This is a genomic window from Sphingomonas sp. (assembly GCF_050725575.1).
Lineage (GTDB): Bacteria > Pseudomonadota > Alphaproteobacteria > Sphingomonadales > Sphingomonadaceae > Sphingomonas.
The window spans coordinates 59,547-72,513 of record NZ_JBOHHW010000007.1 but is presented as its reverse complement, the minus strand read 5'-3'; the positions used below and the strand labels follow the sequence as shown (position 1 = coordinate 72,513).

The following is a 12,967-nucleotide window of genomic DNA, read 5'->3' as shown; positions in this document are numbered from 1 at the left end:
CGCGGCTGAATGAAAAACCCCACCCCGTTTCCAGGCTTATTTGGTCAACCGTACAGCCACAGACCTGGCATGCGCCGGCAAACCCTCGGCTTCGGCCAGCGCCACTGCCGCCGGACCGATCGCGGCGAGCGCCGCTTCGTCGCATTGCAGGAAGCTGGTGCGCTTCATGAAATCGAGCACCGACAGGCCGGACGCGAAGCGCGCGCGGCGGCCGGTGGGGAGCACATGATTGGGTCCGGCGACATAATCGCCGATCGCCTCGGGCGTGTGGCGGCCGAGAAAGACCGATCCGGCATGGCGGACGCGGTCGAACAGCGCCTGTGGGTCGTCGCACGCCAACTCGAGATGCTCGGGCGCAAGGCGGTCGACCAAGGGCATCGCCTCCATCAGGTCGGCGGTGACGATGATCGCGCCGTTCGCATCCCAGCTCTCGCGTGCGACGCGAGCAGTGGAAAGCTGGCCGATCTGCAGGTCGACCGCATCAGCGACACGTTCGGCAAAAGCGGCATTGTCAGTGAACAGGATCGATTGACTGGTGGGATCGTGTTCGGACTGGCTGAGCAGATCGGCGGCGATCCACTCGGGATCGTTCCTGCCATCGGCGACGACCACAATCTCGGACGGGCCGGCGACCATGTCGATTCCGACCACGCCGTAGAGTTGGCGCTTGGCCTCGGCGACCCAGGCATTGCCCGGCCCGGTGATCACATCAACCGCCGCGATGCGGCCGGTGCCGTAGGCGAGCGCGGCGATCGCCTGCGCGCCGCCGATGCGCCAGATCTCGTCGACTCCGGCGATATGCGCGGCGGCGAGCACCAGCGGATTGATCTCGCCCTTGGGGGTCGGCGTGACCATGACGAGGCGCTCGACACCGGCGACCTTGGCGGGGATCGCGTTCATCAATACCGAGGAGGGATAGGCCGCGCGGCCGCCGGGGATATAGATGCCGGCATGCTGGATCGCGTTCCAGCGCGCACCGAGCCGGACGCCGGCGCTGTCGGTCGTGTCGCTGTCCGCCGGTTTCTGCTTCTCGTGATAGGCGGCGATGCGTGCGGCGGCGAGCTCGAGTGCATCGCGCAAGACCGGGTCGAGACCCTCATAGGCCGCGATCCAGTCGGCCTTCTCGATCCGCCAGCCGGTTTCGTTCAGATCGTGCTGGTCGAACTTCTTGGTGAACGCGGCAATCGCCGAGTCGCCTTCATCCCGCACGCTGGCAATGATGGTGCGGACGTCACGCGCGACATCAGCATCGGATTCGCGCCGCGCATTCACCAGAGCGGCGAAGTCGCGCTCGAATCCGGGATCCGATGTGGAGAGCTTCAGCACGAGATCAATGCCCGACTGAGGGAGGGGGAAATGGTGTCAGGCCGCACGCGCATCACCCACCGCGCGCCGGAATGCCTCGACCAGCGGCACGATCTCGCCCCGCGTCTTGAACGCGGCGCGGTTGACGATCAGGCGCGAGGTCACTTCGGCGATCACCTCGACCTCGACCAGGCCATTCTCCTTCAGCGTGCGCCCCGACGATACCAGGTCGACGATGCGCGGCGCGAGGCCAAGCAGCGGTGCCAGCTCCATCGCGCCGTTCAGCTTGACGCATTCGGCCTGCACGCCGCGCGCCTCGAAATGCGCCCGGGTGATGTGCGGATATTTGGTCGCGATGCGCACATGGCTCCAGCCGCGCGGATCGTCGGTCGCGGCCAGCGCCGCCGGCTCGGCGACCGACAGACGGCAATGGCCGATGCCGAGATCGACCGGGGCATAGAGTTCGGAATAGTCGAATTCGGCCAGCACATCCGACCCGACAATGCCGAGCTGTGCCGCGCCGTGCGCGACGAAGGTCGCGACATCGAATGCGCGGACCCGGATCAGGTCGATGCCGGGATTGTTCGTCGCGAAGCGCAGCGCGCGGCCGTCCTCGTCGGAAAACGCCGCTTCAGGCTCGATTCCGGCACGCTGCAGCAGCGGCACCGCCTCGGCCAGGATGCGTCCCTTGGGGACGGCGATAATGATTGGGTCGGCCATGATCGAGCGGGGCTTTACTTGGGGCTGTTCGCGGGCGCAACAACGCCGCCAAAATGGAGGCCGATATGGCGGACGAGCAGAATAATCGCGGCGCGTTCCTGATCCAGGAGCATTTCTGCACCGTGATGGGTGCGCCGATCACCGCGCGGATCTGCGCTGGCCTCGCAATCAGCCTCGACCGCGACACGCGCACCGGCCGACGGGTACTCGACTGGCCGGGCGAGCCGACCACCGACGCCTTGCCGTTGCGGCTGGTTGGCGGGCTGCATGCGCTCGACCTGGCGGGCGTCGCACCCGGCCTCTCTGCTTTATTCGGCGGACGGATCACAGATCCTGAAGAGGTCCAGCAGGTGCTGCGCGACAGCTTCATCACGCATGACGCGGCGATCTATCCCTGGCTCGACGGCCCGCCCCAGACCAATGAGGCGGGGCGATCGGCGGCACTGATGACCGGCCTGATCGAGGTCGCACGGCAGCATGGGCCGAGGCTTGAACTGCTCGAGATCGGGTCGAGCGCCGGCCTCAACCTGCTGATCGATCGCTTCCGCTTCGATCTTGGCGGCACGATGGTCGGGCCGGCCGATTCGCCGGTGACGATCCGTCCTGAATGGCGCGGTGCGCCGCCGCCGCAGGTGCCGGTCGAGATCGTGTCGGTGCGCGGCGTCGAGATCCAGCCGGTCGATGTGACCGACCCGAAAGCGGCGGACCGGCTGCGCGCCTATATCTGGGCCGACAATCCCGAACGCACCGAACGCCTGTCGCGCGCGATCGCGATGATCGAAGCCCGGCCGGTCGATATGATACTGGGCGATGCCGCAGACTGGATCGAAGCACGGCTGGCCGAGCCGCAGGCGGCGGGCGTCACCCGCGTGCTGATGCATTCGGTGGTGTGGCAATATCTCGGTACCGAGCGCCAGGGGCGGATCGAAGCGGCGGTGCAGGCGGCGGGCACGGCGGCGACCGCGGAGCGGCCGCTCGCCTGGGTGCGGATGGAACCGAACCGTAACACCGCGCAGCAGCAGGTGTGGGTGCAGAGCTGGCCGAGGTTCGGGGAAGCCGTGCAACTGGCGAATGTGCAGGCGCACGGGGCGTGGGTGGAGCCCTTAAATCCTCCCCGGCACGGGGAGGGAAACCATGCGAAGCATGGTGGAGGGGGTGGACCGGCGGCATAACGCTGCTTGGCACGTCCCCTCCACCACCCGCCTTCGGCTCGCGGTTCCCTCCCTGTTCCGGGGAGGATTAGTTCAGCCACTCCTGAATCGCCTTCGTCACTGCCTCGGGCGCTTCCCAGGGTACGAAATGGCCCGCATCGACCTTGACCAGGGTCATGTCGGGCACCAGCGTATCAAGCCCTTCGAGCTGGCTCGGCAGCAGTGCTGCGTCCCTCAGGCCCCAGATGACGAGGGTCGGCTGCTTCAGTGGTGGGAAGGGAGCGTTGAGAAAGGCCGGGCGCTCCGGCGTCTCGTCCATTTCAGGCACGACGATCGCGCTGGCGCGGTACCAGTTGAGCATGGCGGTCATTGCCCCGGGCTGGCCCCATTGGTCGAGATAGATCGGCTTTTCATCGGCGACTTTGGCGAAGTCGGTGTGGCGCAGGAAGCTGCTGTCGAAAAAGGCGCTGAGACCGATGCTCTCGATATGCTTCTCGAACGCCGGGTTGCGAAAGGCGCGGATATACTGGCTCGCCTCGCGCTGGCGAAGGTCTTCGAACATTGTCTTCTGGAAGACATAGGGGTGCGGCGCATTGACGATGATCAGCCGCGCGACGCGGTCGGGGCGGGTCAGCGCCGCCATCCAGGCGATCGCGCCGCCCCAATCGTGCCCTACCAGGATGAAGGTCGCGATCCCGAAATGATCGGCCAGCGCCGCCAGATCGCCGACCATCTTGTCGGGGGTATAATCGCTCACCTCGGCCGGCTTGGACGAGCGGGCAAAGCCGCGCTGGTCGGGAGCGAGCACGAAATGGGTCTTGGCCAGTTCCGGAATCTGATGGCGCCAGGTGCGGTGCGATTCGGGAAAGCCATGGAGCAGGATGATCGCCGGGCTGGCCGGATCGCCCGCCACCGCGACGTCGAGCGTGACACCGGTTGGCAGCGTGATGGACTGGAGGTCGAATGCTTCGGTCATCTTCTCTTCCTCTTGCGTCTGGACCGTACGTGCCGTGTCCGATCAACAGGGTTCAGCATAAGCAAGGGGCCGGCCGGGGCAATCCCGAGCCGCTCGCGCAAGGCGCCGGTCTTCTATGAAATGCATTTCTTGCAGGGTGGCGATTTCGCGCTAAGGTCTATTTCAAGGTTCGCGTGACGGATCGGACAGGATAATGGATGGGCGGGGAATGGCGATGGGCACACAGACGCGCGCGGTCATTGCGCTGATCCTGACATATGCGGTGCTCGGCATGCTGATGAACAGTGTCGGCGTCGTTATCCTGCAATCGATCCGCCATTATGGGGTGACCAAGACGCATGCCTCGTCGCTGGAGGCATGCAAGGACCTCTCGGTCGTCATTGCCTCGTTCCTGCTTGCCACGCGCTTGCCGAAATTCGGGTTCCGCCGCGCGCTGATCGCATCGATGACCCTTGTCGGTATCGGCGCGCTCCTCATGTCGGTCGCCAATGCCTTTTGGATGACTCAGCTTTTCTTCGTCCTCACCGGCATCTGCTTCGGCACCGGCAAGGTCGCGACCTATGCCTCGATCGGCCTGCTCCGCCCCGATCGCGCCGGGCACGCCAGCCTGACCGGGCTGGTCGAGGGGGTGTTCATGGTCGGCGTGCTGATCGGCGTCTGGATGTTCTCCTGGTTCATCGGTGCCGATGCGACCGGGACCGAGTGGCTGCGCGTCTATTGGCTGATCGCCGGCCTGTGCGCGGTCGCGGCGGGATTGTGGGCAATCACGCCGATCGACGAGAGCAAGGCTGAGCCGGAAAGCGCGGCGGCGAAAAGCGCGGGCTGGCAGCAGATGCTGCGGCTGCTCGCTTTGCCTACCGCAATCGCGTTTCTGGTCTCGATCTTCTTCTATGTGCTGATCGAACAGAGCATCGGCACCTGGCTGCCGACGTTCAATAACGAGATCCTCCATCTGCCGCCCGAGATGAGCGTGCAGGCATCGAGCATCTTCGTTGCCGCAATCGCGATCGGCCGGCTCGGCGCAAGCGCGCTGCTGCGGCGGATCCACTGGCTGAAGCTGATGCTGGCCTGTATCGTCTGCATCGCTGCCCTCGTGCTGCTGACCCTGCCGACTACTCAGGGGCTGACGCTGCGCCCCGGTGTCGGCTGGCTCAATGCGCCGATCGCGGCCTATGTCTTTCCGTTGATCGGGGTGTTCATGGCGCCGATCTACCCGACCCTGTGCTCGGTCATGCTCACGTCGCTCCCGCAGGAACGGCATGCGGCGATGGTCGGGCTGATGGTGATCTTCTCGGCGCTGGGTGGTACGATCGGCTCGTTCCTGACCGGCATGATCTTCCAGCATTTGTCGGGGCAGAACGCCTTCTACATGACATTGGTCCCGCTGACGCTGATTGCGATCGCGCTGATCCGCTTCGACCGGATGATCGGGCGCGGGGCGGGGAGCGCAATGCCGGCGGCGGCATAGCGTATCGAGCGCGACATCGGGCATATCGGCAGCCATTGGAAACGGACGGCCGGAGATATGTTACACCAGGGATGTAACATATCTCCTCCGCCGTCGTGTCAGTGAGATTGTCTGTAATTTCATTTATATCAGATACTTATGTCGTAAGTTGAGTGTCGGGACCATCAAGCCTGGCGTGCCATGCCGACCCCTTCGGCGGCCGCGACTGCCACGAGCATCAACAGCGTGAGCAGCGCGATGGCGATGCCCAGCCCGGCCCAGCCCCACAGGCCAACGACCAGGCCGCCCAGCGGCGGCCCGATCAGCGCACCGCCCGCACCGAATTGCGTCAGCAGGCCATTCGCGGTGGCGATGCGCGGATCGTGCGGGCTTTGCGCACCCGCCAGGATCGGCAGCCGCGCGAACATCAGCGGCGAGACGAGGCCGCTCAGCAGGATCGCGACCACAAGGATCGTTGCCGTCGCGGTCAAGCCGGTCACCTGGCCGCCCAGGGCGACGGGAACCAGCAAGGCGGCCGCGACAAGGGCAGGGACGGTCACGACGAGAAGGCGGCGTGCCGACAGCGTGCCGCCGCGCATTGCCAGGATCGCCAACCCGGAGGCCGGCAAGGCGGACAGCGAGGCGACCGCCGCGATCATCCCGGCCGCGCCCAATGTCGCGGATCGCTGCTCGATCAGGAAGGTCGGCAGCAACATGGTCAGCGCGCAGAGGAACAAGGTGTAGACGCCGAACGCCAGGGTCGAGATCCAGGCGGCGGGCGCGGGCAGCGCGATCCTCTGGCTGTCGCCGCCGCCGATCGGCAGGCGCAGTACCGGCACAATCGCCGCCGCAAGCAATGCCGCCCATAGCAGCATGATGCCGCGCACGCCGATTGGCGTCGTCGCCACGCTGGTGATCGCGCTGCCGATCGCGATCCCGACCGGGACGAAGCTGCTCCACAGCGCCAGCGCGCGCGGCCGGCTGCGGTCATCGGCAATGCCGGCGATCGCAGTCGGCGCGGCGATGACAGCGAGGAGATAGCCGATCCCTTCGAAGGCGCGCACCGCGAAGAGCGCGCCGACGCTGGTGACCAGCGCTTCCAGCAGGCTGGTCAGGGTGAGAATCACCATGCCAGCGAGCAGCGAGCGCCGGCAGCCGATCCTGCCCAGCGCGAGCCCCGCGACGAAACCGAACAGTCCGCCCCCAACCTCCAGCAGCGAGATCAGCAAGCCCGTTGCCGGCAGCGACAGGCCGAATTGTGCGCGAAGCAGCGGCGCGATGACCGAGAATTTGGCGAGCTGCGCGGCGGCAAGCACGCCGATCAGCCAGAGCGTGATGATGGTGGGCCAGCGTCCGAGCATGGGCAGCGGCTAGCCGCTACGCGGCGGTTAGAACACGAATAAAATATGCATCAGCCGATTGTCGTGGTGAGCCGGCCGGTGCGGCCGTCCGCCAGCGGGATCGTCTCCCACTCCATCAGGCTCGGCAGCACTTCGACGATGGGGCTGTGATTGGCGCCGGTGTGGAAGCGCAACTGCTGGCAGGGGCGGTCGAACCAGCCGCGATCATGAAGGCTTTCCTGGGCCATGACGATCTCGGGGCTGGCGAAACGCCACAGCGACTGGCCAATGAGTGTATCCGCATTCGCTGCCCAGCTTGCCGCGCGGGCCGGTGACGCGGCGAGCAGCCGGTGAGTCGCGTCGCACACCAGATGCACCGGCAGCGTCGAACTGGCGACGAGTCGTTTCAGCGCCGCATCGGCATCATTGTTCGCCTGTGCCGCGATCCATTCGATGATGCGGTCGCGGTGACAGGCCTCGGGCTCATGCGCACCACTTTCCCAGCGTGAGATGCTGCCCTGCGAAACGCCAAGCAGCTCGGCGGCATGGCCTTGTTTGATGCCGTTGAGACGGCGGAAGCGGCGCAGGGCTCTTCCGACAGGCAGATCGCACGTCATGGGCGGCGGTATAGCGGGATGGAGCGATCCGGTCATCCGCCGGTGTCGCGAAACTCTATGCCGACCGATATTCGCCGAGCCGGAACTCGCCGATTGCGGCAATTACCCGGTCGGCTTCGGCGAGTATCGCCGGTGACCCGATCCCGAGCGATGCCATGCCGGCGGCGCGGATCGCGGTGATCCCGGCCTCGGCATCCTCAACGCCGAGGCACAGCGCCGGCGCGACGTCGACTGCGCGCGCGGCGGCGAGAAAGATGTCGGGCGCGGGCTTGCCCACCGCGACGGCGGCCGGGTCGGCCACCGCGTCGAACAGGGCGGCGATGCCGAGCCGTTCGAGCAACAGCGGCGCATTGCGGCTGGCCGAGGCGAGGGCGATCTTCAGCCCGGCGCCGCGCGCTTCCTTCAGCACGGCGCTGGCGCCGGGAAACAGGTCGGTAGGGGTGAAGCCGGCGATTTCCTCAAGATACCAGCCATTCTTGACCGTCGCGAGCCGGGTGCGTTCGGTGGCGTCGAAGCCGGGCCGGTCGCCGATGATGCGGTCAAGCGAGCCCATCCGGTCAATGCCCTTCAACTGCTCATTGGCGGCATGGTCGAACGGCACGCCGATGCTGTCCGCGAGCCGTTTCCAGGCGCGGAAATGTGCTTCGGCCGTGTCGGTCAGCACCCCGTCCAGATCGAAGATGATCGCGTCCAATGGGCGCGGGAAGGCGCTCATGCGTCGAACCGCCGCGTCTCGCCGGGGGCGAGCGTGACGCTCTGGTCGCGGCGCGCGAAGGTCACCGCCGGACCGTCGAGGTTGCGATAGGTCACGCCGCTCGCGTCCACATCGACCCTGAGCCGCGACCCGCGCCACAGCATGGCGAAGCCATAGCCGCGCCACGCCGCGGGCAACGCCGGTGCGAAGCTCGGAACACCCTCGCGCAGCCGGAACCCGCCAAAACCCCAGGCAAAGGCAAGCCAGCTGCCGGCCATCGCCGCCATATGTACGCCGTGATCGGTATTGTGGTGCAGATCGTCGACATCGACGAACGCCGTGCTGCAGAAATGCCGCCACGCCTCGTCGCTGTGTCCGACATCGCTCGCCAATATGCTGAAGCTGCACGCCGACAGCGTCGAATCATGCGCGGTGACCGAATCATAATGGTCATAGGCGCGGCGCTTGCGTTCCACATCGATGCCGTCGCCGCCAAGCACCAGGCCAAGCACCAGATCGGCCTGTTTGGCGACCTGATGCCGGTACAATGTCATCGGGTGATAATGCAGCAGCAGCGGGAATTTGTCGGCCGGGGTGCCGGCCAGGTCCCAGCGCGGCTTGTCGAGAAAGCTGTCGTCCTGCGCGTCAATGCGCAGCTTCTCGTCATAGGGCAGGCGCATCGCATCGGCGGCGGCGGTCCAGGCGGCGGCCTCGGCCGGGGCATAGCTGATCCGCGCGGCGGTCTTGGCCCAGGCGTCGGGCGCGGCGGCGGTGACGCGGTCGACCACCTCGACCGCGAGACGCAGATGCGCCTGCGCCATGCGGTTGGTGTACCAGTTATTGTCGATCAGCGCGGTATATTCGTCCGGACCGGTGACGCCGCGGATGCAGAACTGGCCGGTGCGCTCCTCATGCGCGCCAAGTGCGATCCACAGCCGTGCGGTCTGCACCAGCATCTCGGCGCCCATCTTGATCAGGAAGCCGGTGTCGCCGGTCGCCTTGTCATAAAAGCCGATCGCATAGGCGATCGCGGCGTTGATATGATATTCGGCCGAACCACTGGGATAATGCGCCGAACATTCGCGCCCGGCGATGGTGCGCCAGGCGTAGAGCGCGCCCTGATCATGGTTGAGCGCACGGGCATTGGCGATCGCCGCGTCGAGCGTGGCATAGCGATAGGCCAGCATCGCCCGCGCGATCTCCGGCGCCGACACCGCCAGCACCGGCAGCATGAACACTTCGGTGTCCCAGAAATAATGGCCTTCATAGCCCTGGCCGGTCAGCCCCTTGGCGGCGGCACTGCCCTGGCCGTCGCGCCCGGCCGACTGGAACAGATGGAACAGGTTGAGCCGCAGCGTGGCCATCGCCGCTTCATCGCCGTCAATCTCTACCACTGCGTTCTGCCAGAAGGCGTCCAGCGCAGATTGCTGGCGCTCGACCAGCGCATTGAAACCGGTATCGGCCAGAGCGGCAGCGGTCGTCGCCGCGTTATCGCCCAGACGCTGCGGATCGCCCGCATTGGCCGCAACCGCATAGCCGGTGACGATCTCGATCGAGATACTGCCATCCGCTGCGACCTGCGCCTTAGTCGCGCCGCGCACGGCCTGAGTCGCGGCAACGGCGATACCACTGCCGCGCAGCTTTTCGACCACCATGTCCGGTCGCGGCTCGCCGAACGGTGCGAAGCCGTGTGCGTGGAGGTTGACGCCGAGCCGGGGGTCGTCGGCCTGTCCTGCCGCGGTCGGGGCGGCGAGCAGGCGCGGGGTGAGTGCGATCTCGGCTGTAAAGCCGATCGGCGATACGGCGATGCGCCGCGCATAGCCGGTTGTGCCGTCAAGCGGCACGAGCCGTTCCGCCCGCACCGCGATGTGGCGGCCATCGGCCAGCCGCCAGCGCGTCTCACGGGTCAGCACGCCCGAGCGCAGGTCCAGCCTGCGTTGTGTGCGCTCCGCCGACGCCGTGGTGAAATCGATCGCCGCACCGTCGATCGCTATGTCCAGCCCGATCGCCTCGGCGACCGGCACGCGGGTGTCGGTGGTTTCGGCAAAGCCGCGGAATCGCTCATGATAGGCGATCGGGCTGACTTCATAGGCGGCGGTCAAAAAGGTCGATCCGTCACCCCCGCCAAGCTCGTCGATGCTCGCGCGGACGCCGATTGCGCCATTGGCCAGCGCGAAGATCGTCTCGGCCCAGCGCTCCTGTTCGGGCGCCGGCCCATCGATCGACAGCGTCCAGCCGCCCTCGCCAATCGCCATGCGCGACTCGCTTGCCGGTTCGGCCCGCTCCAGCTTCGCGTCCATCGTCACCCTCTGCCTCATGCCGCGCGCAATCGACCGCTTTCCAACGATGCTGCGCGATGATATCGATTTCAGTAATGGCGTCCGGATTGAGATGCCGCAAGGAGAAATGTCATGAATAGGGTGCTGCCGGTCCTGATTGCCGCCTTTGCTTCACTCGTGCCGATGCTTGCTCATGGGCAAAGCGCGCCACCGGCGAAACAGGCCGGCGAAGTCGCTGTGCCCGCCTTTACCGCACCCTATTCGGCTTTCGCCTCGGATGAGGCGCGGCGGCTGTTCGTGCGCGACGTGCTGCAGCCGGGGCTGCCGGCCGGCACCGAAATTGCCGCTGCGCGCGCCCATTATGACCGGATCAATTCGGACCGCGTGACGCGGCTGCGTGCGCTCTATCCGGTCGATATCAAGGAAACCACGATCGGCGGCGTCGGCGCGCAGATCGTCACCCCGCGCGGCGGCCCGAGCAAGGCGAATGCGCAACGCGTGCTGATCAATCTGCATGGCGGCGCGTTCCTCTGGGGGGCGGGGTCGGGCGCGCTGGTCGAGGCGATCCCAGTTGCATCGGTCTCGGGTATCACCGTCATCACGCTCGATTATCGCATGGCGCCCGAGGCGCGCTTTCCCGCCGCGAGCGAGGATGTGGCGGCAGCCTATCGCGCGCTACTCAAGACGCACAAGTCAGGGCAGATCGGCATTTATGGCTGCTCGGCGGGCGGCATGCTGACCGCTGAATCGGTCGCCTGGATCGCTCATCAGGGCCTGCCGCGCCCGGCCGCGATTGGCATGTTCTGTGCGGGCGCCACCGAGTTGTCGGGCGATTCGGCGGTGATCGCTCCGGCGCTGACCGGCCAGCCGGTGACTGGCCCGGTCACCATGGCCTCATTGCCCTATTTCATGGGCGCGAGAGCCGATGACCCGCTGGTTGCGCCGGTGCGCGATGCGAAAGTGCTGGCGGCGTTTCCGCCGTCGCTGCTGATCTCCGGCACGCGCGATTTCGCCATGAGCGCGGTGCTGAAGACGCATCAGGAGCTGGTGCGGCTTGGCGTTGAGGCCGAACTGCACGTCTGGGACGGGATGTGGCACGCCTTTTTCTCCGATCCCGAACCGGCGGAATCGAAGGAATCCTATGCGGTGATGGCGCGCTTCTTCGACCGACACCTGGCGCATTGAGTCAATTCACTTCATCCGCTTGCCCAGAGCTCGTCGAAGGGCCGTTCCTCCTCTTTGGCAAAGTAAGAGCGGTGCTTCGACAAGCTCAGCACGAATGGGGAGAGAGGATTCCCTCAACCTCGATCGGTTTTCAGGTGTCGCGCACGATCAGCCGGGTCGGCAGCATCACCGATTTGGGCCGCGTGCCGTCGATCAGCTGCATCAGTTTCTCGACCAGGATCGCGCCGGCAATGCCGGTCTCCTGCTCGATCGTGGTGATGCCTGGGGTGAAATGCGCGGCGGGCGGGATGTTGTTGTAGCCGACCAGCGCATAATCCTGCGGCGTCTGGTGCCCGGCGGCGCGGAATGCGCCGATCACGGCCATCGCGGCGGTGTCGGAAAAGGCGAACACCGCGTCGGGCCGCGCATGATCGCGGATATAATCGGCGGCGCGCTGAAAGGTCAGCGCATAGGCCATGGAATCGATCGCCAGATGATCAATCACGATATCCTGCCCACTGTCGCGCGCCGCCTGTTGCAGCCCCTTGAAGCGCAGGTCGATCTCGGCATGGTCGATATTGCCGACGAACAGCCAGCGCTTCGCACCGCGCGCCAGGAAACGCTCGCCAGCGAGACGTCCCCCGGCAAGATTGTCGCTGCCGACCGCGCAATAGGGCCCGCCGGGATCGACCGCACCCCATACCACCAGCGGCAGGCCGGCCTTGGCGAGCGTGGTCAGCAACACATGGCGCGTGCCCTGGCCGAGGATGATGAAGCCGTCGGTCGCGCGGGCGCGGTACAAATCCTGGAACCCGCGTGCGTCGCTCAGGCCGGGTGGTGAAAGCAACAGGTCCTGATCGCGCACTGACAATGCTTCCGACACGCCGGCGAGCAGTTCGAAGATGAACGGGTCGCCGATCGCGCCGGCACGGTGCGATCCGAAATCGAGCACCACGGTGACGGTGTTGGCGCGCGACTGGCGCAGTTTCTGGGCGTTGCGGTTGACGGCATAGCCATTGGCGCGCGCCACTTCGAGCACGCGGTCGCGCGTCTCCGCAGTGACCAAAGGGCTACCGTTGAGCACACGCGACACGGTCGGTTTCGACACTTGGGCGAGTCGCGCAATGTCGCTCATGGTCAGCGTGCCGCCGGCCGTATCGGCCGCCCGCGCGCGTTTCTGTTTCACTCCTTCGGCCATCGCCCCACCCTAGGATGAGCACGCAGTAGCGGCAAGACGGCATGAAGAGCGGTGGATGCAATAGTTCTTGAAATGC

11 protein-coding genes are annotated in these 12,967 nt (G+C 66.1%); 3 read left to right on the top strand and 8 right to left on the bottom strand.

The annotated features are described in order from the left end of the window. Positions 1-36: 36 nt before the first annotated feature. Together hisD and hisG are read right to left on the bottom strand one after the other, a co-directional pair. Entirely contained in the window at positions 37-1,326 is a 1,290-nt protein-coding gene (hisD, locus tag ACRECS_RS07185; RefSeq protein WP_431582283.1) for a histidinol dehydrogenase, read from the bottom strand. A gap of 36 nt (positions 1,327-1,362) precedes the next feature. Beyond that, positions 1,363-2,025, bottom strand: a complete 663-nt coding sequence (hisG, locus tag ACRECS_RS07180) for an ATP phosphoribosyltransferase (RefSeq protein ID WP_431582282.1) — start codon at positions 2,023-2,025, stop codon at positions 1,363-1,365. A gap of 65 nt (positions 2,026-2,090) precedes the next feature. On the opposite strand from hisG, the gene ACRECS_RS07175 reads away from it, so the two are divergent. Then, a complete protein-coding gene (locus ACRECS_RS07175) occupies positions 2,091-3,197 on the top strand; it encodes a DUF2332 domain-containing protein (RefSeq protein WP_431582281.1) in 1,107 nt (368 codons plus the stop codon). Between the two features lie 67 nt (positions 3,198-3,264). Here ACRECS_RS07175 and ACRECS_RS07170 read toward each other — a convergent pair whose 3' ends face one another. Continuing rightward, positions 3,265-4,152: an alpha/beta fold hydrolase gene (locus tag ACRECS_RS07170; protein ID WP_431582280.1), complete on the bottom strand. Its 888-nt coding sequence runs from the start codon at positions 4,150-4,152 to the stop codon at positions 3,265-3,267. Positions 4,153-4,360: 208 nt separating this feature from the next. Here ACRECS_RS07170 and ACRECS_RS07165 point away from each other — a divergent pair, with 208 nt between their 5' ends. Beyond that, positions 4,361-5,620, top strand: a complete 1,260-nt coding sequence (locus tag ACRECS_RS07165) for an MFS transporter (protein WP_431582279.1) — start codon at positions 4,361-4,363, stop codon at positions 5,618-5,620. Between the two features lie 164 nt (positions 5,621-5,784). On the opposite strand, the gene ACRECS_RS07160 is transcribed toward ACRECS_RS07165, so the two are convergent. From ACRECS_RS07160 to ACRECS_RS07145, 4 genes are read right to left on the bottom strand one after another with little or no spacing between them, the layout of a single operon-like run. Next, positions 5,785-6,960: an MFS transporter gene (locus ACRECS_RS07160; RefSeq protein WP_431582278.1), complete on the bottom strand. Its 1,176-nt coding sequence runs from the start codon at positions 6,958-6,960 to the stop codon at positions 5,785-5,787. Between the two features lie 50 nt (positions 6,961-7,010). After that, a complete protein-coding gene (locus ACRECS_RS07155) occupies positions 7,011-7,556 on the bottom strand; it encodes a helix-turn-helix domain-containing protein (RefSeq protein ID WP_431582277.1) in 546 nt (181 codons plus the stop codon). 55 nt (positions 7,557-7,611) lie between these two features. Continuing rightward, complete coding sequence (gene pgmB / locus ACRECS_RS07150; RefSeq protein WP_431582276.1) at positions 7,612-8,271, bottom strand: beta-phosphoglucomutase; 660 nt, start codon at positions 8,269-8,271, stop codon at positions 7,612-7,614. After that, on the bottom strand, positions 8,268-10,568 hold the full coding sequence (locus tag ACRECS_RS07145) for a glycoside hydrolase family 65 protein (protein WP_431582275.1): 2,301 nt from the start codon (positions 10,566-10,568) through the stop codon (positions 8,268-8,270). The genes pgmB and ACRECS_RS07145 overlap by 4 nt, the downstream gene beginning before the upstream one ends. Positions 10,569-10,661: 93 nt before the next feature. On the opposite strand from ACRECS_RS07145, the gene ACRECS_RS07140 reads away from it, so the two are divergent. Continuing rightward, positions 10,662-11,714 carry an alpha/beta hydrolase gene (locus ACRECS_RS07140; RefSeq protein ID WP_431582274.1) on the top strand — a complete coding sequence of 351 codons (1,053 nt, stop codon included), beginning with the start codon at positions 10,662-10,664 and terminating at the stop codon, positions 11,712-11,714. 130 nt (positions 11,715-11,844) lie between these two features. Here ACRECS_RS07140 and ACRECS_RS07135 read toward each other — a convergent pair whose 3' ends face one another. Continuing rightward, positions 11,845-12,891 (bottom strand): LacI family DNA-binding transcriptional regulator, encoded by a 1,047-nt coding sequence (locus ACRECS_RS07135; protein WP_431582273.1) that lies wholly within the window; start codon positions 12,889-12,891, stop codon positions 11,845-11,847. Positions 12,892-12,967: the final 76 nt, after the last annotated feature.